Origin of the sequence: Agrobacterium rosae, assembly GCF_002915175.1 — a bacterium.
Taxonomy (GTDB): domain Bacteria; phylum Pseudomonadota; class Alphaproteobacteria; order Rhizobiales; family Rhizobiaceae; genus Agrobacterium; species Agrobacterium rosae.
Window position 1 is genome coordinate 106,835 of sequence record NZ_NXEJ01000003.1, and the last position, 19,843, is coordinate 126,677.

General features: G+C 57.5%; 20 protein-coding genes. 11 read left to right on the forward strand and 9 right to left on the reverse strand.

The window, feature by feature from the left end; all coding sequences use genetic code 11:
- Window positions 1-14: 14 nt before the first annotated feature.
- Together CPJ18_RS06220 and CPJ18_RS06225 are read right to left on the reverse strand one after the other, a co-directional pair.
- Window positions 15-923 (reverse strand): LysR family transcriptional regulator, encoded by a 909-nt coding sequence (locus tag CPJ18_RS06220; protein ID WP_077106440.1) that lies wholly within the window; start codon window positions 921-923, stop codon window positions 15-17.
- A gap of 14 nt (window positions 924-937) precedes the next feature.
- Entirely contained in the window at window positions 938-1,876 is a 939-nt protein-coding gene (locus tag CPJ18_RS06225; RefSeq protein ID WP_077106397.1) for a LysR family transcriptional regulator, read from the reverse strand.
- Window positions 1,877-1,993: 117 nt separating this feature from the next.
- On the opposite strand from CPJ18_RS06225, the gene CPJ18_RS06230 reads away from it, so the two are divergent.
- The 6 genes from CPJ18_RS06230 (at window position 1,994) to CPJ18_RS06255 (ending at window position 6,443) form a co-directional block, all read left to right on the forward strand.
- A complete protein-coding gene (locus CPJ18_RS06230) occupies window positions 1,994-3,394 on the forward strand; it encodes an MmgE/PrpD family protein (RefSeq protein WP_083716583.1) in 1,401 nt (466 codons plus the stop codon).
- A 57-nt stretch (window positions 3,395-3,451) separates the two neighbouring features.
- Window positions 3,452-4,018 carry a YceI family protein gene (locus tag CPJ18_RS06235; protein WP_077106396.1) on the forward strand — a complete coding sequence of 189 codons (567 nt, stop codon included), beginning with the start codon at window positions 3,452-3,454 and terminating at the stop codon, window positions 4,016-4,018.
- Window positions 4,019-4,135: 117 nt separating this feature from the next.
- A complete protein-coding gene (locus tag CPJ18_RS06240) occupies window positions 4,136-4,528 on the forward strand; it encodes a COG4315 family predicted lipoprotein (protein WP_077106395.1) in 393 nt (130 codons plus the stop codon).
- Between the two features lie 5 nt (window positions 4,529-4,533).
- Complete coding sequence (locus CPJ18_RS06245; RefSeq protein ID WP_077106394.1) at window positions 4,534-5,040, forward strand: sigma-70 family RNA polymerase sigma factor; 507 nt, start codon at window positions 4,534-4,536, stop codon at window positions 5,038-5,040.
- Window positions 5,037-5,816 carry an anti-sigma factor family protein gene (locus CPJ18_RS06250; RefSeq protein ID WP_103587434.1) on the forward strand — a complete coding sequence of 260 codons (780 nt, stop codon included), beginning with the start codon at window positions 5,037-5,039 and terminating at the stop codon, window positions 5,814-5,816. Before CPJ18_RS06245 ends, CPJ18_RS06250 begins: the two co-directional genes overlap by 4 nt.
- A gap of 3 nt (window positions 5,817-5,819) precedes the next feature.
- The gene (locus CPJ18_RS06255) at window positions 5,820-6,443 is read left to right on the forward strand and encodes a cytochrome b (protein WP_077106392.1); all 624 of its coding nucleotides are present in this window, start codon (window positions 5,820-5,822) and stop codon (window positions 6,441-6,443) included.
- Between the two features lie 97 nt (window positions 6,444-6,540).
- Here CPJ18_RS06255 and CPJ18_RS06260 read toward each other — a convergent pair whose 3' ends face one another.
- The 6 genes from CPJ18_RS06260 to CPJ18_RS06285 all read right to left on the reverse strand — a co-directional run bounded on the left by CPJ18_RS06260 (window position 6,541) and on the right by CPJ18_RS06285 (window position 11,994).
- Window positions 6,541-6,804 carry a transporter gene (locus CPJ18_RS06260; protein ID WP_077106391.1) on the reverse strand — a complete coding sequence of 88 codons (264 nt, stop codon included), beginning with the start codon at window positions 6,802-6,804 and terminating at the stop codon, window positions 6,541-6,543.
- Window positions 6,805-7,142: 338 nt separating this feature from the next.
- The gene (locus CPJ18_RS06265) at window positions 7,143-8,429 is read right to left on the reverse strand and encodes an NAD(P)/FAD-dependent oxidoreductase (protein ID WP_077106390.1); all 1,287 of its coding nucleotides are present in this window, start codon (window positions 8,427-8,429) and stop codon (window positions 7,143-7,145) included.
- Between the two features lie 88 nt (window positions 8,430-8,517).
- Entirely contained in the window at window positions 8,518-9,639 is a 1,122-nt protein-coding gene (locus tag CPJ18_RS06270) for an enolase C-terminal domain-like protein (protein ID WP_077106389.1), read from the reverse strand.
- A gap of 27 nt (window positions 9,640-9,666) precedes the next feature.
- A complete protein-coding gene (locus CPJ18_RS06275) occupies window positions 9,667-10,446 on the reverse strand; it encodes an amino acid ABC transporter ATP-binding protein (protein WP_077106388.1) in 780 nt (259 codons plus the stop codon).
- On the reverse strand, window positions 10,443-11,105 hold the full coding sequence (locus CPJ18_RS06280) for an amino acid ABC transporter permease (protein ID WP_077106387.1): 663 nt from the start codon (window positions 11,103-11,105) through the stop codon (window positions 10,443-10,445). Before CPJ18_RS06280 ends, CPJ18_RS06275 begins: the two co-directional genes overlap by 4 nt.
- A 61-nt stretch (window positions 11,106-11,166) precedes the next feature.
- Window positions 11,167-11,994: a transporter substrate-binding domain-containing protein gene (locus tag CPJ18_RS06285; protein ID WP_077106386.1), complete on the reverse strand. Its 828-nt coding sequence runs from the start codon at window positions 11,992-11,994 to the stop codon at window positions 11,167-11,169.
- 208 nt (window positions 11,995-12,202) lie between these two features.
- Between CPJ18_RS06285 and CPJ18_RS06290 the strand changes: the two genes are divergently transcribed.
- Window positions 12,203-13,117, forward strand: coding sequence for a LysR substrate-binding domain-containing protein (locus tag CPJ18_RS06290; RefSeq protein WP_245445345.1), 915 nt, complete (start codon window positions 12,203-12,205; stop codon window positions 13,115-13,117).
- Between the two features lie 39 nt (window positions 13,118-13,156).
- On the opposite strand, the gene CPJ18_RS06295 is transcribed toward CPJ18_RS06290, so the two are convergent.
- On the reverse strand, window positions 13,157-13,615 hold the full coding sequence (locus CPJ18_RS06295) for a MarR family winged helix-turn-helix transcriptional regulator (protein ID WP_103657435.1): 459 nt from the start codon (window positions 13,613-13,615) through the stop codon (window positions 13,157-13,159).
- 87 nt (window positions 13,616-13,702) lie between these two features.
- On the opposite strand from CPJ18_RS06295, the gene CPJ18_RS06300 reads away from it, so the two are divergent.
- The 4 genes from CPJ18_RS06300 to CPJ18_RS06315 all read left to right on the forward strand — a co-directional run bounded on the left by CPJ18_RS06300 (window position 13,703) and on the right by CPJ18_RS06315 (window position 19,821).
- Complete coding sequence (locus tag CPJ18_RS06300; RefSeq protein WP_077106384.1) at window positions 13,703-15,136, forward strand: aldehyde dehydrogenase; 1,434 nt, start codon at window positions 13,703-13,705, stop codon at window positions 15,134-15,136.
- Between the two features lie 134 nt (window positions 15,137-15,270).
- Window positions 15,271-16,116 (forward strand): p-hydroxycinnamoyl CoA hydratase/lyase, encoded by an 846-nt coding sequence (locus CPJ18_RS06305; protein ID WP_103657436.1) that lies wholly within the window; start codon window positions 15,271-15,273, stop codon window positions 16,114-16,116.
- A 105-nt stretch (window positions 16,117-16,221) separates the two neighbouring features.
- Window positions 16,222-18,348, forward strand: a complete 2,127-nt coding sequence (locus CPJ18_RS06310) for an acetate--CoA ligase family protein (RefSeq protein ID WP_245445346.1) — start codon at window positions 16,222-16,224, stop codon at window positions 18,346-18,348.
- A 135-nt stretch (window positions 18,349-18,483) separates the two neighbouring features.
- Window positions 18,484-19,821, forward strand: coding sequence for an MFS transporter (locus CPJ18_RS06315; protein ID WP_103587443.1), 1,338 nt, complete (start codon window positions 18,484-18,486; stop codon window positions 19,819-19,821).
- Window positions 19,822-19,843: the final 22 nt, after the last annotated feature.

A 19,843-nucleotide genomic window follows, 5' to 3' on the forward strand; every position in this document is an offset into this window, starting at 1 on the left:
CCTTTAACGTCTTGTTAGGTTTTAGCTTTTTGGGAAATGACGATTTGTCGCTTCAGCGCATCCATGAGCGCCCTTGCCGCGAGCGATGAAGAGGTGCCGGACGGAGTGGCCAATCCGAACTCCTGTTTCGACGCAGGAATAAAGGGTCGCTGAACGACGGGCAGGTGCCGATAAAGATTGGCAAAAAAACTACTCAGGATAGCGATACCCAAGCCGTGCGCAGCATAGGAGCATGCCGAACTATTGGTATGTGTCTCGATCTTCACGTTTTGCTTCACACCCGCACGTTTGAAGGCTTGGTCGAGCAACATGCGGTTCGGTCTCTGACGACCAATCAGTATCAGCGGCTCGCCGCGCAGGTCCTTGGGCGTGATTTCGGTCGCCGTTGCCAGCGGATGATCTTTCGGGATGACGCAGACGCTCGATCCAGTCGCCACCTTTTCCATATCAATTCCCGGACCGACCTGATCCTCGTAACGAAGGAAGCCGAAATCGATCACCTTCTGCTCGACCAGCCTTGCGATGCTGGACGTAGTTTCAAAAAACGTTTCGATCCGTACGGAGGGATATTCGCTGGCATATTCGAGCAACATCGCCGGTGCAAAGTTTTCCCACATGCTGCTGGGCAGGCCGATGCGCACCAGCTCCGGCCCGGTGGCACCACTGCGCAGATCCTCCGCAAGGCTCGAGAAGCGGTTTAACCCGAGCAGGACAGTTTCTGCATCACGCGCCAGAATGCTGGCCTCCGGCGTTGGAATGAGCCGACCTTTGTCGCGGTCGAACAGCCTCAATGAAAGATCTGACTCGAGTTGTTGCAAAAGACGGCTGACACCGGACTGACTAAGCCCCATGCTTTTGGCAGTTGCGATCGTCGATCCCGTCGCGAGCAGCGTTTTCAGCACTTCCAATTGCCTGAAATTGATCATCTGTGATGGCCCTATCGTCCGCTCGGTTGTGCAGTAATATTCTGCTTCTCATACCATTCCCGAAGATACCGCAAGAATGGTGCAGCCGATTTCGGTAGCGGCGTTTGATCGGAACTGACGATTGCGTAGTCAACGATGAGTGCTGGTTCAAGCGGCACGAAAACAAGGGGCATGGCCCCATATTCAAGCGCGAGCAACTCGCTGACAATGGCAATGCCCAGCCCCTCGGCCGCGAGCGCGCAGGCACAACCAACGGAATGCGCCTCTATGGCCGGGCGCTGTCGTAATCCCTGTTTGTAGAAAAGCGCCTCCAGTTCATGGCGTACCGGCCTCTCGCGATTCAACAGGATCAGATCACGTGATTTTAGGTCAGCCACGGTCAATGTTTTGCTCTTCGCAAGCCCGTGGTCGGGATGCATGACGCAGATATTGCGGGAGGGCAGCACTTCTTCCTCGCGCAACCCGGGTGTCGGTGAGGGCAGGCGGGTGAAGCCAATGTCAGCCTGGCCATCAGCGATCATCCGCTCGATGGCGACATAATTACCTGATGCCACCTCGATCCTGACCGGTCCGTTCTCCGCCAGGAAACGTTTGATCAAACGCGGGATAAGCGTCACCGAAAGGCTGGCCGGAAACGCTAGACGTAACGGAATTTCCAGCGAACGACCGTTTTCAAGTTCGCGCGCCGTCACCTTCAATGCCGTCAGCCGATCCGAAATCGCTCTGATTTCCGGCCCCAGCGCCAAGCCTTCACGTGTCATGGAAAGCCGGTTCTTATCCCGCTCAAACAACCGCACGCCGAGATAGAGCTCAAGCTGGTGGAGAAGTCGGCTGGCATTTGACTGGGAAATCCCAAGTTCGGCAGCGGCAGCTATCGTGGAACCCGTCGCAGCAATCGCGTCATAGGCATGAATATGCTTGACGCTGATGGCTATCTCGTTGTCCGCCATCAATCTTTCTCCCCCAAAAACGAATAGGATCACCCGTAAACTGCATAAGATTGCACGATTGAACTAAGCCTTCCAATAATACAGCCAAGAGCAGAGACTTGGCAGGGGCACAAGGCAATGGCAACAGTTTTGGAAAAAATCGCAACGCATGTGGTTTCAAGAAAGCAGTTCTCTGAAGGCTCCACCACGCGTGCACAACAGGCTGTAGTCGATACGATCGGGTGCATGATTGCTGGAGCCACCGATCATGCGCCCCGCTCTGTCGCGGCAGCATTTTCCAAAGACATTGGTTCAAACGGAGCCTCTGCGTTGATCACCGTTGGAAGGGCATCGCCGTCTATTGCGGCTTTGGTCAATGGGACAGCTGCCCATTGTCTGGATTTCGACGATAACTTTCACCCCGCCCGCGCGCACGCCTCTGCCGTTCTTGTGCCTGCCTTGTTGGCAACCGCATCGGCGGACAGTTCGGTCTCTGGTCAACAGTTTCTTCGCGCCTATCTCGCTGGTCTCGAAGCGCAGGCCGCCGTTGGTTTCGGCGTCAACCCCTCCCATTACAACAGGGGGTGGCACGGCACCTCCACTGTGGGCTGCATTGGTACGGCGGCTGGCGTGGCCGTCCTTCTTGGTCTTGATGACGCGCGTGTGGCGCAGGCGATGAGTATTGCCGTCAGTCTTGCATCAGGCCCGAAAGGTCAGTTCGGAACATCGGTAAAGCCACTCCATGCGGGTATCGCGGCCCGTAATGCGGTGGAGGCCGCGTGTCTTGCGCAGGCGGGCATGACTGGACGACTGGATATTCTGGAACGACCACAAGGCTTTCTGGATTTGTTCGGAGGCGCGGATGCAACCGGATGGGATGGGCTTTCCCTGGACGAAACCCACATCATTGAAACCCGCGGGCTGGTGACGAAGCTTCACCCATGTTGTGCTTCTACACATCGGGCCATTGATGCCGCGCTTGATTTGCAGAAAGAGCATGGGTTCTCGCTTGATGACCTGCATCGCATAGAAACAAAAGTGGGGCGGTCCGCCGTTGACAATTTGGCGTATCCAGACCCGGCCGACGAGATGCAGGCACGGTTCTCGATGCAATATTGCCTTGCTGCCGCTCTGGCTCAGGGCAGGCTTTCATTGGCAGATTTTAGGACCGACGCGATATTCAGACCTGATATCCGGCGTCATATGCCAAAAATTACGATGAGCGCTTATAGCGCGGAAGAAGAGCGCGGAGTTGAACGGATTGCGCATCAGGTGACGATCACATTAGGTGACGGGCGGACGCTTTGGAAAGAGAGACTTCACGCCAAAGGATCTTCCGCTAACCCTATCACCGAAGCGGAACGGCAGTCGAAATTCGCCGACTGCTTAGCTTGGGTTCGGTTGCCGGACGAAGGAAGGTATGCCGCTTTATCTCGTCTGGAGCAGGCTCGCTCCGTGGAGAGTTTGAACCATTTAATGAGTTTGGCGGCCACGTCAGATGACGATACTAAGAATGTTATTCTTCACCCAGAGGATTAAAATCAGCACAGCGGTGTTTTGTTGATGCGATGACGTATCAACAAAGGAGCTATCGCCGTGAAATACACTTACCATGCTGCTTTTCTCGGCGTGACGCTGATCTGCACGCCTGTGTTTGCCGATCAACTTTCTTCCGCAGCCGGGCGTTATAAAATCGACCCGGCATCTCACATCGGGTTCTCCATCGAGCAGGTGGCAGGTCCAGGAATAAAAGGCACCATCCCCGATATCTCCGGTCGTTTTGACATCGATTCAGACCAGCCGGCAAAATCCTATGTGGAGATCAGCCTCAACCCCGCCAGTGTTAAGACGGGGCAGGCGAGGGTCGAGAATTTTTTGACGTCCAGCGCGGTGTTCAATATTGCCGCCTATCCTCAGATCACGTTTCGCTCCAAGCGCGTCGTTCAGGACGGTCCGCGCAGCGCTCTTGTAGAGGGCATTCTGACGGCACGCGGTGTTTCGAGACCGGAAACGTTTCACGCCACGTTCGTGGAACAGCAAAAGGGATCGGTCACCTTCCATGTCACCGGAAACATTCCGCGCTCGCCCTATGGCATGGGCATCGGTGTGCCGCTGTACTCCAACACCGTCGCGTTCGACATGGACCTGAAAGGCGTCAGATAAGTCGCGATATTAAATGCGCAAAAAAGTCAGCGCGGCGGGATTAAACGCCAATGGCTGGTGTTCTATTCAGTATCGGACATCCTGTTCGAGCCGTCTTTCTCTTAAAAGGACTATGTCATGCGTGCACATCATCTTCTTATCGCAGGCCTCGTAACATTTGCCACCAGCACTGCCGCCCTTGCCGAACCCTATGCGGGCGGCGCGGTTGTCGAAACAAAAACGGCGCAGGGCACCATCCTGACCGACGCTCACGGCATGACCCTCTACACGTTCGACAAGGATACCGATGGCGTATCTGCTTGCTACGACGCCTGCGCGACCAAGTGGCCGCCGCTCGTCGCCACAAAGACCGACAAGGCCGATGGCGATTACAAGCCAATCGCGCGCAAGGATGGTACCATGCAGTGGTCCCACGAAGGAAAGCCACTCTATCTCTGGCAGATGGATAAAAAGCCTGGTGATATGACCGGCAACGGCGTCGGCGGCGTGTGGCACACAGCTAAGGAATAGCATTCATGCCAGACTTTCTGGATGAGATGACAAAGAGCGTTCCGGCCCTTCGACGTTACGCGAATGCGCTGACGCACAATCGCGATACCGCCGACGATCTCGTCCAGGATTGCCTGGAAAGAGCTATCCGCAAACAGGCGCTCTGGCGGCCTGATGGTCCATTGCGGCCGTGGCTCTACCGCGTGTTGATCAATGTCTGGCGCAACAACCTGCGCAGCCGCAGCCGCCGGCCTGCGCAGGTACCCATTGACGATTTTGCAGACCAACTGTTCGTACCGGCGGCACAGCCCGGCCGCGTGGCGCTGGCAGAAATGGCGCGCGCCATCGAAAAGCTGTCCGCTGAACATCGCGAGGCACTTCTCCTCATCGTGGTCGAAGGCCTCAGTTATACAGAGGCGGCGCAGGTACTCGAAATTCCATTGGGGACACTGATGTCACGATTGGGAAGAGCCCGCTCTTCCCTTGCCCGAATGACCCAGGAAGACCAGCCCAATCTCAAGGTGATAAAATGACCGGCAGCCAGCCGCAGATAACCGAAGCGGATCTCATTTCCTATGTCGATGGGCGACTTGATGACCAGCGACGCGATGCCGTAGCGGCACATCTGGCTTCCAACCCGGCAGATGCGCGCAAGGTCGATGCGTGGCGGAAGCAAAATGCGGCGCTCGCTGCCCTCTATGGCCGTCTCGATGAGGGCGCGTTGCCCGCCAATCTCGATGTCATCAGGATGGAGCGTCGGGTGCGATCGGAGCGTGCTCACTGGCGCAATCTGGCGGCAGCCTCCATCCTCGTGCTCGCTTTCGGGCTGACTGCGGGCTGGTTCGGTCATGCGCTGGTCCAGCGCGGTAGCGAAGACACCCAGTTTATCGTGGCAGCCGCCACGCAGGCCCATAGTGTGTTCGCGAGCGAAGTTCTGCACCCGGTCGAAGTTCGTGCGGATGCTGAGGATACGTCTCACTTGCAAAGGTGGCTGTCGAAACGGCTGGACCGCAAACTGAACATACCAGACCTTCGTCGCCAGGGCCTGCAACTGGTGGGCGGTCGGGTCTTGCCAAGCGCCTCCGGTGCCGCGGGCCAGCTTATGTATGAGGATTCCACGGGACAGCGCGTCACCCTCTACATCGTGCCTGCGAGCGATTCCGAAGATACGGCGATGCGACGCTCGAACGTTGGTTCACTGGAAGCGGTATCCTGGGATGACGAGACGATCCGATGCGCGTTGGTGGGCAATCTTGAGCCCAAGCGCATGGATGCCATTGCCAAAGACATGTATCAGCAGTTGAGCTAGCCAATGAACAACCTTGATTTGTCTTCTCGCACCACATCTGCCGACGAAAAGCGCTGGCGAAATTCGACGGCGACCTATGGCCTGATAGCGGTTCTGTTTCATTGGACAATTGCGCTTCTGTTCATCGCGCAGTTGGCATTGGGATATCTGATGAGCGGTGATGATGTCGATCCTGCGCTTCAGTTCAACCTGTTCCAGTATCACAAGTCTATCGGGTTCGTCGTGCTGGCACTGGCGATACCGCGCGTCATATGGTCCGTGTTGAGCAGGAAGCCATATCCGCCCGCTGGTACGGGCAGGGTTGCGCATATCGGTGCCCGCTTCGCTCACGCAGCACTTCTGTTTCTCACCGTCGCTGTCCCTCTGGCCGGTTGGGCTGTTGCCTCGACGTCCCCGTTGCAGATCCCCAGCTATGTCTTCGATCTCGTCGTCATTCCGGGTTTTCCGTTGGAGGTATCGGACGCATCGGAAGCTTTGTGGACGAATGTCCACGAGACTCTGGCATATTTGGCAGCGGCCATTGTCCTTCTTCATGTCGCTGCGGCCTTGTGGCATCACGTCATCCGTAAGGATGTCACGCTCAAGCGGATGATGCCGCTTGTTTCGCGCCACAAATCAGCAAAATAATCGGATTTTGTTTGGTGGATATCGAGCGCAGACGGGCCTGAAACTCCAATCTTTCAAGCCCATCTGTCTCAAATCAATCGCTGACGAACATGCAATGTCAGAAGCTGACGCTCATCCTCAAGGCGACGTTATATCCTTCACTGTGGTTTTCGGCTCCAAATTCCTTGTAGGCATGAAGCGAGACGAAAGGCTTGCCCGGTGCCGCGAATGTAACGGCTGGTCCGAGCGCGAACAGCCGTGCGCGGTTGCCGTCGATGACGCCCGTGCCCTTATCGTCGCTGATCTGCTGGTAGGCATAGCCGCCCAGACCGACGGACAATGGACCGAAATGCTGGCCTAGCGCGAATTCCTGCTGGTTCAAGAAGGGCCCTGTCGAATATTACGACTAGAGCCCGTCTATCATGCGGACTGCGGAACCTAGCGTCCGCATGATCAAACGCGTAGCGACTCGTCTCGGAGACACCGAAGGCGTGGAACGCATGCGGTTGCCTGAAAGTATAGAGCGATGCACAAGGCTGCACTGGATCATATTTAGAACCGTTGGACGCGGCGTCCGATACCTGGAATATAAAGGCGCTGGCGCAGATTTACACGCATGATGCGCTGTTCTTTGGCCTTCTGCGTAAGCTTTTTCGCTGCACCACTTCTCCGACCTCACCCAAGAGAAACCTTAGTCATGACCAATCCCCGCCTGTCTAATTATCTGTCTCTGCCAAACTTGAACCGTCTTGGCGAATAGGGCCGGATATCGTGGGTTTGGCGTTCACCCATGATCTCTCGGGAGACAATCGCGCCGGTTACCGGGCCGGAGGCGAAGCCGACATGACCATGCCCGAATGCGTAAAATACATTTAATGAGCGACTGGATCTGCCGATGACAGGAAGGCCGTCCGGAGTGGAAGGGCGATGGCCCATCCAGCGGTCGATCTTGATATCCTGCATGGCGGCAAGCGCCGGATAGGTTTTTCGGGCGTGATCGAGAAGGATATCGAGCCGGTGCCAATTCGGCGCAGTGTTGATGGAGGCAAGCTCGACCTGGCCGGACAGGCGAAGACCGTGCGCCGTGGGGGTGTTGGCCATCTTTCCATCACTGGGCATAATGGGGTGCCGAGGACCACCATTTTCCAGCCGTACGACGCCGTGATAGCCCCGTTCGCTTTCAAGCGGTATTCGGTCTCCCGCCGATCGTGCCAGCGCTTTGGACCAAGTGCCGGCCGCGACGACGGCATGGTCGCACTCGATAAGTCCCTGATCCGTTTGGACGCCGGTCAAGCGCGTGCCATCGAAGGCAAATGCCAGCGCCTTGGCCCGGATATGCTCAGCCCCGCCTTCACAAGCCACCTGAGCGATCTTCGCAACATATGCACCTGGATCGAGACAGTGAGCGCCGTCTTCTGCAAGGATCGCAAAGGAGTAATGTGGGTCTAGGTTCGGCTCGCGCTCCGCCAATGCCGTTCTGTCGAGTTCACGCCATCGGACGCCGACCAAGCGACGCAGATGCCAGGACAAAGCCTCCTTTTCGAAGGCCTGCCGGTCTGGATAGGCGTAGAGCAGGCCGTCCTGATGGATGAGGTCGGGTAAGCCAACCTCTTCACTCAAAACCCGATGGCGTTGCGGGCTGTCGTGTAACATATGGCTCAACGCATGCGCTGTTTTCTCCACGCGCCGAACCGATGACCCCGCCCATAGAAAACGCAGCAGCCATGGCGCAAGCTTGGGAAGGTGACGCCACCTTATAACCAGAGGACCATGCGGGTTTAGTAAATAGCCGGGAATTCTCTTCCAGAGGCCAGGCATCGACATCGGAACGACCGAGCCGGGGCTGATCCAGCAGCCATGACCATAGCTCGCGGATTGGCGACCGCCCGGTTCACCCGGATCAACGATTGTGACCCTTTGTCCTGCGCGAACGAGTTCCAGCGCAGTGCAAACACCAACAATCCCCGCTCCTATGACAACGGTGTGCTTTTTTTCTACACTGGCCATCGCGGCTTCCCTAAATTTTGCAATACGTGTCGTCCGTCTACGGCGGGGCCGTAATCGTTGGACGTTTTCTCAATGTTTGGTTTCGTTTTCAGCGCTCGGCGAGTATCCGGGCATTCGATTTTAACGAATGGTCAGAAACCTTGATGCCGAGGCCGGGTCCATCCGGCACCACTACTTCGCCACTGCGGTTTTCAATCTTTTCCTCCAGCACATCTTCTGTCAGCACATGATGTGGCATGTAGAATTCACACCCGAGGGAAACTCCAGGTGTCGCGGCGATGAACTGCGTGCCCGCTGCCAGCGCCACACCACCCTCCCAAAGTGTTCCACCATAACCGGGCAGATGAGCGACATCGGCAATGGCCATCAAGGCCTGTGCATCGAGCAGTCCGCCGGTTTTCATCAGCTTCACGGAGATGGCCTTTGCGGCCTGAAGCCTGATGATGTCCATCAGGTCACGGGCATCGAAACAGCTTTCATCCGCCAGTATGGGAGTATCGAGTGCAGCGGTCAGTGACGCCATCGATGCAAGACAATCGCGCGGAACCGGTTGTTCGATGAATGTCGGCTTGAAGTGATCGACATCACGCAAGGTCGCTATGGCACCGAATGGCCGAAGTGCCTGATTATAGTCGATACGCAGGTCGATCTGGTCGCCGAAGGCATTGCGCATCGCCTCCAGATGGTCGACGTCTTCCTGATGAGACTTGACGCCTGTCTTCACCTTGAAGATGCGATTGCCCTGTGGAACCATCTGTTCCATGCGGCGCATATCCGCGTCGAAATCGGGATCAGCGATGGAGAAGGAAAGGGGGATTGTGTCCCGCACTCTGCCACCGAGAAGATCTGCGATGGACAAGCCGGACGATTTGCCGAGAATATCGAACATGGCGGTTTCGATGGCAAGTTTCGCTTCGCCGTGTCCCACCAATGCCTTTTTCATCTTGAGTGTCAGTTCACGAATACGATCGATCCGTGCGCCGATGACGAGCGGTCGCAGGTAGATGTCGATTGCCGCAAATGCCGCTTCGGCGGTACCGGTGAACACCTCCCAGGGTGCCGCTTCACCCCAGCCGATAATGCCGGAAGACGAGGTCAGCTCGACCAGAACGCGCTTCACGGTTCCCTTGACGTTGCCTACGCCCTGCTGGCGCGCCATCTTGATTGGGCTCTCGATGAGGAAGACGCGGATATTCGTGATTGTTTCCATGAAGTGCGGGCCTTTGAATGCTGGTTGTCAATGAGCTGAAACGCCCTTGTGGAAGTGGTTGAGGAAGGTCTTCGTCGCCTCCATTTTAGGCGTATCGATCACCTCGCTCGGGGTACCTTCCTCCACCACATAACCGTCCCTCATGAAGACGACCCGGTCTGCGACGTCTCGTGCGAAAGCAATCTCATGGGTTACGATCACCATTGTCATCCCGTCAGCCGCAAGCTTCTGGATGGTCTGGAGGACCTCGCCGACAAGCTCGGGATCAAGCGCGGATGTTGCTTCATCGAAGAGCATCACCTCCGGCTCCATCGCCAAGGCTCGGGCAATCGCCACGCGCTGTTTCTGGCCCCCGGAAAGTGTCTGCGGCATCTGCCGCGCGCGGTCGGAAAGCCCGACTTTTTCGAGTTGGAACATCGCCAGATCTGTCGCTGTCTTCTTGTTTATACCCTTGACGTGAACGGGCGCTTCCATGACGTTTTCTAGGACCGACATATGCGGGAAGAGATTGAAATTCTGGAATACCATGCCCGTACGGGACCGGAATGCTGCAAGCGGCCGGGTTTTGGGCGGCTGAACGGATTTTCCGAATTCGAATACGGTTTCGCCGACGCGGATGCGACCGTCATCAGGAACAACGAGGAGGTTTATACAGCGCAAGAGGGTGGATTTTCCAGAACCCGACGGTCCCAGCAAGGCGACCACGCCGCCGTGTTCGACCTGAAGATGGATATCCTTGAGAACTTCCAGCGGGCCAAAAGACTTCCGAAGCCCGGAAACTTCGATCATCGGTGTTGTCGGGATCATCGACCTTCTCCCAACTTGCGTTCGCGATTGCGGACATAGAGCGTCAACGGGAAGAGGATGACGAAGTACATGACTGCCACCGCCGTATAGGTTTCCAAAGGGCGGAAACTGTCATGGGCCGCCATTTGCCCCTGATAGACAAGATCGGGAACGGCCAGAACGGAAACAAGAGACGTGTTCTTGAACATCATGATCGACTGGTTCATCAGTGCAGGCAGCATGCGATGCAGTGCTTGGGGTAATATGATGCGGCGCATGGCAAGAGACGGCGTCATTCCAAGAGCCGAGGCTGCCTCCGATTGACCCGCATCAATCGAAACGATGCCGCCGCGAATGATTTCTGCGAAGAAGGCACCGCCATAACATGACAGTGCAAGCAGCGAGGCAGTTATCGGCGTCATATCGATACCGGCAATCATCGGCAGGGCGTAGTAGCACCAAATCAACTGCACCAGCACCGGCGTGCATCGAAACACTTCTATGAACGCGAGAGAAAAGCCTCTCAATACCCTGAAGCGCGACAGGAGACATATCGCTGCTGTCAGGCCTATGGTCATGCCGCATACGATCGTTGCCGCGGTAAAGCCGACCGTTATGCCGAGCCCCTGCAGGAGCAACCAGCGATATCCCCAGAGGATGGAGAAATCCCATTCATACATCGTCTAGATATCCACTTGTGGAAGTGAGGGGAGGTGGGAGGCAGAGCCTGCCAATCTACAACTAGATTTCGAAACCCGGCGGAAAATCGCTTTCTTTCACGCCAACGAGGCCCATGTTGCGGATGATCGCTTCTTTCACGAAACCAGCGTCACGTTCTTTCGTGATCCACTGGTCCGTATACTCTCTCCAGGATTGATCTTCTTCACGCCGGAACCCGGCATTGGACGTGGTAAAATCGGCAGGCGTCGGCATCACCAACTCTCCGATCGACGGGTTTTTCGCGCGGAGTGTCAGCGCAAGGACCATAACGAGGCACTGCGCGTCCGCGCGCCCGGATTGCAGTGCCGCAGTCGCGTCGCTTGCCGTTTTCAGGCGCGAGACCTCTGCCAGTGGGGCATGGCGGGAAATTGCGGCGTCATGGGATGAGCCAGCGTCGACGGCAATGCGCAAGTCTGGTTTGTTGAAGTCTTCCCAAGCGGCTCCACCTGATTTTTTGCGCACAATCATCGTGAATGCGTTCTTGAAAACCGGACCGGAGAAATCGATGACCTTCTTGCGCTCGGGTGTCGGGTTAAGGCCGAAGAAAACGTCGATCTTGTCTGCCTGAAGATCCAGAACGGAATTGCCCCACGTCGTTTCTAGAATGGAGAGTTTCACACCGAGATCATCGGCCAGCTTTTGGCAGATATCGATATAGAAACCTCGCCATGATCCATCCGTCAAACTCTTTTGATAATATGGCGCTCCATCGGCCACACCACCAATTCTCAATGTGCCGGAGGCTTTGATACGTTCGAGGGAGCTGGCTGCGAACAGAGGCCTACTCATGCCCACACCGGCTGCAACCGCGCCAAGGCCTAAAACTTTTGTAAATTGACGTCTCTTCATGTCGTTCCCCTTTGTTGGACAGGCGATAAAAGCCAGAAGCCTTCATCATTGCCGCGTCATACGGCGCTCCCATTTGGCTGCAAACATGTCACCCTCCAGGTTCGTCCTGGTTATCGTGAAGCGCTCAAGCCTTGCCGCAATGCGATTGTTGAACCAGCGGGGATGAAAATAAAAATGTTGAAAAATATTTCTTTCATGACTTTTATTCATGATCATTATCGAGGTCTTCATGAGACGATATCTTCCGTCACTTTCCGCCCTGCATTCTTTTGAGGCGGCTGCGCGCTACATGAGTTTTACAAAGGCGGCCGAAGATTTGGGCCTGACGCAAAGCGGCATCAGCCGTCAGATCAAGAATCTTGAGGATTTTTTGGGCGTTACGCTGTTTCATCGCTCAGGCCCCAGGCTGGTTCTGACCGAGATCGGGGCCAACTATTACCGGGATGTCGCACTGACGCTCGATAAGCTTCAGGAGATATCGATCGATGCCGTCAGGGGCCGCGCTGTGGACAGTTCGCTCGTGGTGGGTGCGCATCCGACATTCGCTGCTCGATGGCTGCCACCACGGCTTTCCTCTTTTATCAAGTCAAATCCAGATATCCCTCTTGAGGTCATGCCAGCGACACCGGCGACTGAGTTTGAAACGACACGTCTGGATGTTGCCGTCCTGAGAGGTGCCGGGACATGGTTGCATGCCCGCGCCATCGAATTGTTCCCGGAAACGCTGGCCGTCGTCGCATCGCCGGATCTCATTCCTCTGGGTCAAAAGTTGCAACCCCTGGCGTTCTCCAACTTTCCGATGCTGCAGAATTCCACGCGGCCAAGTCTGTGGCTGAACTGGCTCCGCCTTGCCGGCTTATCCTATACTGGAAGAATCCACGGGGTACGCTTCTCACATCACGAGATGATCATTAACGCAGCGATAAACGGTATGGGTATCGCGGTAATTCCGGCTTTTTACATTGAACGCGAATTGAAAAGCGGCCAGCTGCATATGCCGTTCGGAGCACCGATCCGCTCAAACGATTCCTATTTTGTGGTTTATCCGGAGCGAAAAGCCCACAACCCCAATATTATCCTGTTCAGGGATTGGCTGATAAGGGAGAGCAGAAAATCCCTGTAAACCGGAGGTATGGGCAAAGGTTACCGATAGGGGGGAACGTCAGTCCGCATTCTTCCAGTATTGACCCAGCAGATCGGTCAGCAGCTTGCGGGCTTGCGGCGACAAGGAGCCGAAGAATTCCCGGTCGTGGTCCAGCATCAGCCTTTCGGCGTCATCGGCAGCTTTTCTGCCGCTTGCGGTGACTGTCAACCCGAAGGATTTTCCGCCGATCGCTTCCCGCTCCAGCAGTCCACGCCGTTCCAGTGATGCCGTAAGGGGCGTCATGTTGGCGCGTTTTATGCCGAGAATCCGGCCGATCTCGCTTTGGGTGATACGCTCGTTTCCGGCAATCAGGATAACGACGGATGCCTCGCTCGGCGTAAGCTCTATCTGCGTAAGCCTTTGAGCAAGCACACCCATCAGGTAACTCGAAGTCCTGCGAAGCTGGTACCCGAGGTGATCTTCAAGTGGATTGGTGGCGGTGGCCTGGGTTGGCGTTTCGGGTTCGATGATTGTCATCTTTCGATTTTAGAAAATTTCTCTTGCCAACTCAAACAAAAATGTCATGCTATATAACATAGCAATGAGGCGGGAGGCTCAACGGTTATGAATATTGTTCCCAATCCACGTGAAGGCACTCATGACACATTCGAGCGGATGAATCCACTCGATGGCACCGTGGCAACCGTCGCGAATGCATTCGGTATCGAGGATGTCGGCCATATCGCTGAGAAAGCAGATGCCGCATTTTCCATCTGGAGCAGCCTTGGGCCAAATGCTCGCCGCGCGGCACTGTGGAAGGCGGCGGCGGCACTGGAAGGCAGAGCTGCCGAATTCGTCGAAGCCATGAAGTCTGAAATTGGGGCTACCGAGGGCTGGGCACGGTTCAATATCATGCTTGCCGCCGGAATGATCCGCGAGGCAGCTGCGATGACAACGCAGATCGGCGGCGAGGTTATTCCCTCGGACAAGCCCGGTTGTCTGGCCATGACCATTCGGGAACCGGTGGGCGTCATTCTCGGCATCGCCCCCTGGAACGCACCGATCATCCTCGGCGTCCGGGCGATTGCCATGCCGCTCGCCTGCGGCAACTCGGTCATCCTCAAGGCATCGGAGCTTTGCCCCAGAACGCACAGCCTCATCGTGGAAACCTTCATGGACGCCGGGCTGCCGGACGGGACGGTCAACATCGTCACCCATGCACCTGCTGATGCTGGGGCAATCGTCGGAGCGCTGATCGATCACCCCGCCATTCGCCGTATTAACTTCACCGGATCGACAGCGGTCGGACGCATCATCGCAAAACGGGCGGCGGAAAATCTCAAGCCGGTTCTGCTGGAACTGGGCGGCAAAGCGCCTTTCATCGTGCTTGATGACGCCGATCTGGATGAGGCGGTGAAGGCCGCGGCCTTTGGTGCTTTTATGAACCAAGGCCAGATCTGCATGTCGACGGAGCGAATCATCGTTCAGGATGCGGTGGCCGAGGCCTTCATTTCCCGCTTCCAGGCAAAAGTCGCAACGCTTGCCGTCGGCGATCCACGCCAGGGAACAGCGCCACTCGGTGCCGTCGCGGATATCAAGACCGTCCACCACGTGCAGTCGCTGGTCGATGATGCCATCGCAGCCGGTGCCACGCTCGTGAATGGCGGTTCTGCTCAGGGTGTTCTCATGCCGGCCCATGTCGTGGACCATGTGACAACAGGCATGCGGCTGTTTCGTGAAGAGAGCTTTGGCCCGGTGGTCGCCGTCGTCAGGGCGCGCGATGAGGATCATGCCATCGAACTGGCGAATGACACCGAATACGGTCTGTCGTCGGCGGTGTTCACACGCGATACCGCCCGTGGCCTGCGTGTTGCCCGGCGGATCAAATCCGGAATCTGCCACATCAATGGACCAACGGTCCATGATGAAGCGCAAATGCCCTTCGGCGGCGTCAAGAATTCGGGCTATGGCCGCTTCGGCGGCAAGGCCGGTATCGACGCCTTCACGGAGCTGCGCTGGATCACGATGGAAACTCAAGGCGGCCACTTCCCGATCTGACGCCATCCGGGAAAGCCCGCGCACGACATAGCTACAAAAAAAACGGCTCCAGAGAGTGTGGGTTTGGTTGAGAACCGGCCTGCCTCAACGGGATCGATTGTCTTCACGATCATTTACCAAGCAAGGAGAACACCATGGATCTGCATAGCCAGGACAAGGACAAGGACACCGTCACCTTCGAAATCATCGACCGCGTGGCCTGGGTCAGCTTCAATCGTCCCGACAAGCGCAACGCCATGAACCCAGCGCTCAACCGTCGGATGCTCGAAGTCCTCGATGAGCTCGAATTTTCCGAGGATGTCGGCATTCTCGTTTTGACAGGCGAGGGAACCGCCTGGTCGGCTGGCATGGACCTCAAGGAGTATTTTCGCGAAACCGAAAGCCAGGGCCTCCGCGGCACACGCAAGGCGCAGCGCGAAAGCTACGGCTGGTGGCGTCGTCTGCGGTGGTACCAGAAACCCACCATCGCCATGGTCAATGGCTGGTGCTTTGGCGGGGGCTATGGTCCGCTCTTTGCCTGCGATCTGGCATTCGCGGCGGAAGAGGCCAAGTTCGGCCTGTCCGAAATCAACTGGGGCATCCTGCCGGGTGGCGGGGCCACCAAGGTGGCGCTTGAACTCACGGGTTTCCGCAACGCGATGTATCACGCGCTGACGGGCGAAAACATCGATGGCCGCAAGGCTGCCGAGTGGGGCTTCGTCAACGAGGCCTTGCCGCTCGACCAGTTGAAGGCCCGTGTCACCGAGGTGGCGCAGGTGCTTTTGAAGAAGAACCCGGTCGCCCTGAAGGCCACCAAGGATGCCGTGCGACGTGTCGGTGTGATGACCTACGAGGAAGCGGAAGACTATCTGGTCCGCGCGCAGGAAGCCGCCAACAGCTACGACAATGAAGGTCGCAAGGAAGGCATTCGGCAGTTCATCGATGAGAAAAGCTACAAGCCGGGCCTTGGTGCCTATGATCGGTCGAAGTCGAAAGCATAGACAGACCGAAGATGCATCGCACCGGGAGGCGATGCAGACCATCAACTGAGTGCAGCAACGATCGCCGTCCCTGTTGACGCGCGGTGCTGCGGAGGAGAAACGACTGTGGATCAAGACATCCGGTTCCTGCCTGCCCATGCCATAGGCCGCCTGCTTCGGCCTGCTTCCGTGGCAATCATCGGCGCATCCGACAAGCCCGGCGCGCTTGGCGCGTCGGTTCTTTCCAATCTCGACCGCCTCCGGTTTCCTGGCGAAATCTTTCTCGTCAATCCCAACCGGGCGGAAATCGGCGGTCGCGCCTGCCTGAAAGCCATCAGCGATCTTCCAGAGGGTGTCGATGTTGCAATCCTCGCAATCCCGCGCGTCTCCGTGCTGGAGGCTGTGAACGCGCTGGCATTGCGCAAGACCGGATCGGTGGTGATTTTTTCTGCCGGCTTTGCGGAAGGCGGGCCTGAAGGACTGGCCGAACAGCAGGAAATCGCCGCCATTGCCGCGCGTAGCGGCATGATCGTCGAGGGACCGAACTGCCTCGGTCTCGTCAATTTCGTTGATGGCATTCCTCTGACATTCATCGAGACGCCCGACATCCGGCTCGACGGACGTCCAGGCATCGGCATCGTTTCCCAGTCCGGTGCGATTGCCGCCGTTGTCGATACGACCTTGCTCGCACGAGGGCTTGGCCTATCCTTTTCGATCTCCACCGGAAACGAAGCGGCTAGTGGCGTTGAGGATTATGTCGAATATCTGATTGACGATCCCAACACCCACGTCATCGGCATGGTGGTGGAACAGTTCCGCAAGCCGGCACGCTTCCTGAAAGCCGCACGGCGCTGTATCGCAGCCGGCAAGCCCATCGTTCTCCTGCATCCCGGCCGCAGCAGCGCCGCACGGGAATCGGCCGCCACCCACACCGGTGCCATGGTCGGCGATTATCAGGTCATGAAAACCAGCATCGAACGGATCGGCGTCATTCTTGTTGAAACGCTCGAGGAATTCGGCGATTGCCTCGAACTCACCGCCCGCTATGGCAGGATCGGTGGCGGTGGCACGGCTGTTGTGGGTGAATCCGGTGCTTTCAAGGCATTGACGCTCGATATGGCCGAGGCTCTCAACTTGCCGCTGCCGACCATGACTGACGAGGACAGCCCGGATCTCCGGGCGGCCCTTCCACCCTTCGTGCCGGTCAGCAATCCTGTCGATCTGACGGCGCAGTCGCTGGTCGATCCGGACCTGTACCGGCGCACGCTCGCCGCCCTTCTCGCCGACGACCGCGTCCAGACCATCGTGCTCGGCATCATCCAGACGGATGCGGCGACCTGCACATTGAAGTTTCCCTCCATTCTGCGAGCCATCGAAGAGCTGAAGCCTGAAAAACCCGTCATCGTCGCCGGTCTGGATGAGGGCGCGCCGATCCAGACGGCCTATGTGGATGGTCTTCGCGAGCGCGGCATCGCCTATTTCCCATCCACCGACCGGGTGATGCGCGCGGTTTCCAGGATAGATGAACGCGCCCGCCGCAATCTCGACGCAAGTAGCTCCGCGTCCGTGACTCTGGACGGATCGCCCGGTGGCACGGCTATAGTTCCGGAATACAAAGCCAAGGACATTTTGAGGTCGGCCGGGTTCGTTTTCCCAGAAGGCGCGCTTGCCACGACGCCGGACGATGCATGCCGCATCGCAACGGAAATCGGCTATCCCGTCGTCCTGAAAGCCCAGTCTGCCGATCTGTCTCACAAGAGCGATGCGGGCGGGGTTATTGTTGGCTTGTCCGACGATGCGGCTGTGGCCAAAGGTTGGGCGGAACTGGCGGCCAATATTGCCGCCCACAGGCCGGGGCTCGTGCTGGATGGCGTTCTTGTGGAAACGATGAGCCCACGCGGCATTGAACTGATCATCGGCGCGCGAAACGATCCCGAATGGGGTCCGGTCATTCTGGCCGGCTTTGGCGGTGTTCAGGCGGAAGTCCTTAAAGACGTCCGTCTGCTCGCGCCGGACCTGACGCCGGAGGCAATCATCGACGAAATCAGGCGGCTGAAATGCGCGGCCCTGCTGGATGGCTTTCGCGGGGCTGGGCCCTGCGACGTCGAGGCCGTCGCCGACATCGTCAGCCGTCTCGGTAATATTCTCCGGGCTGAACCGTCGATCCGCGAAATCGACCTCAATCCGGTCGTCGTCTATCCCGGACGCAAGGGCGCGATCATTCTCGATGCGCTGATGATGGTGGGCGACTGAGGTGAATGGTCTGCCCGTGCGGCGAACGATCCTTATCGCCCCAACGCCGCGGAAGCTTTCGCGGCCGTGATGGCAGGGTCCTGTGTTCCGGGAGGGGGCAGGGCATTTGATTTCAACCTTGAGGGAGGAGAATTCATGAACGAAGATCCGAAACATATCATCGCGGATACGCCGATGAGCCGGATGCAGATCTGGGCCATCGGTCTGTGTGTCCTGCTGAACGCGCTCGATGGATTCGATGTCCTTTCCATCAGCTTTGCCTCGCCCGGCATCGCCAAGGATTGGGGCATCGACAGGGGTGCGCTCGGCATCGTTCTGTCGATGGAACTCATCGGCATGGCAATTGGCTCCGTCTGGCTGGGAAGCCTTTGTGACCGGATCGGCCGTCGCGCCGCCGTACTGTCCAGCCTGGTCCTGATGGCCAGCGGAATGTTCCTGGCGGCAACAGCCTCGGGCATCGTGCCGCTGTCGGCATGGCGGCTGCTGACGGGTCTTGGTATCGGCGGCATGCTGGCGGCAACCAATGCGGTTGCGGCAGAACATGCCAATGCGAAACGCCGCAATTTCTCGATTGCGCTGATGGCGACCGGCTATCCGATCGGTGCCGTCGTCGGTGGCGCGCTCGTCTCCCATTTTCTGGTGGATTACAGCTGGAGAGCCGTCTTTGCCAGCGGGGCAATCGTGACTGCGTTCTGCATTCCGCTCGTCTATTTCACCCTGCCGGAAACCGTTCCATGGCTCATCCAGCGCCGTCCGGCGGGTGCGCTTGAACGCGTCAACGGCGTCCTGAAACGCATGGGTCGCAAAAGCATTCCCGCCCTGCCGGAACCGGATGCGGCACGCCTGAAACCCGGCATCATGCAATTGTTCGCCCCGGCATTGATCGTGGCGACGGTGTGCCTGACCCTTGCCTATTTCTTCCACATCATGACCTTCTATTTCATCCTGAAATGGGCACCGAAAATCGTAGCAGATATGGGCTTCATACCATCGGCTGCCGGTAACGTTCTTGTCTGGGCCAATATTGGCGGTATCGTCGGATCTGTCGTCATCAGCCTGCTCAGCCAGCGTTTCGCGGTGCGAAACCTGACAATCGGCGTGATGGTGATCGCGACAGCTCTCGTTGCCCTTTTCGGGTGCAGCGCACCGGATCTCGTGCAACTGTCCCTTTTGGCAGCCATTGCCGGATGCGCCACAAACGCTGCCGTGGTTGGCCTTTACGCAATCTTTGCCGAAGCATTTCCGACAGAGGTCCGCGCAAGCGGCACCGGCTTCGTCATCGGCATCGGTCGCGGTGGTGCGGCACTCAGCCCGATCCTTGCCGGCATGCTGTTTGCCAACGGCGCGTCCCTCCCAACCGTCGCCCTTCTGATGGGTTTCGGCTCCACCGTCGCCGCCATCGCAATCTTGGTGCTGGGACTGCGATCCATCGGATCGGCAGCACCGAAGACGGCTCTCAAAGAGCAGGGCTGATGCAAACAACTGGCGGCCTCAA

Coding starts and splice junctions, on each gene's coding strand:
- CPJ18_RS06225 (WP_077106397.1), bottom strand. CDS start 1,876: ATGGCGGACAACGAGATAGCCATCAGCGTCAAGCATATTCATGCCTAT.
- CPJ18_RS06230 (WP_083716583.1), top strand. CDS start 1,994: ATGGCAACAGTTTTGGAAAAAATCGCAACGCATGTGGTTTCAAGAAAG.
- CPJ18_RS06240 (WP_077106395.1), top strand. CDS start 4,136: ATGCGTGCACATCATCTTCTTATCGCAGGCCTCGTAACATTTGCCACC.
- CPJ18_RS06245 (WP_077106394.1), top strand. CDS start 4,534: ATGCCAGACTTTCTGGATGAGATGACAAAGAGCGTTCCGGCCCTTCGA.
- CPJ18_RS06250 (WP_103587434.1), top strand. CDS start 5,037: ATGACCGGCAGCCAGCCGCAGATAACCGAAGCGGATCTCATTTCCTAT.
- CPJ18_RS06255 (WP_077106392.1), top strand. CDS start 5,820: ATGAACAACCTTGATTTGTCTTCTCGCACCACATCTGCCGACGAAAAG.
- CPJ18_RS06265 (WP_077106390.1), bottom strand. CDS start 8,429: ATGGCCAGTGTAGAAAAAAAGCACACCGTTGTCATAGGAGCGGGGATT.
- CPJ18_RS06270 (WP_077106389.1), bottom strand. CDS start 9,639: ATGGAAACAATCACGAATATCCGCGTCTTCCTCATCGAGAGCCCAATC.
- CPJ18_RS06275 (WP_077106388.1), bottom strand. CDS start 10,446: ATGATCCCGACAACACCGATGATCGAAGTTTCCGGGCTTCGGAAGTCT.
- CPJ18_RS06280 (WP_077106387.1), bottom strand. CDS start 11,105: ATGTATGAATGGGATTTCTCCATCCTCTGGGGATATCGCTGGTTGCTC.
- CPJ18_RS06285 (WP_077106386.1), bottom strand. CDS start 11,994: ATGAAGAGACGTCAATTTACAAAAGTTTTAGGCCTTGGCGCGGTTGCA.
- CPJ18_RS06290 (WP_245445345.1), top strand. CDS start 12,203: ATGATCATTATCGAGGTCTTCATGAGACGATATCTTCCGTCACTTTCC.
- CPJ18_RS06295 (WP_103657435.1), bottom strand. CDS start 13,615: ATGACAATCATCGAACCCGAAACGCCAACCCAGGCCACCGCCACCAAT.
- CPJ18_RS06300 (WP_077106384.1), top strand. CDS start 13,703: ATGAATATTGTTCCCAATCCACGTGAAGGCACTCATGACACATTCGAG.
- CPJ18_RS06305 (WP_103657436.1), top strand. CDS start 15,271: ATGGATCTGCATAGCCAGGACAAGGACAAGGACACCGTCACCTTCGAA.
- CPJ18_RS06315 (WP_103587443.1), top strand. CDS start 18,484: ATGAACGAAGATCCGAAACATATCATCGCGGATACGCCGATGAGCCGG.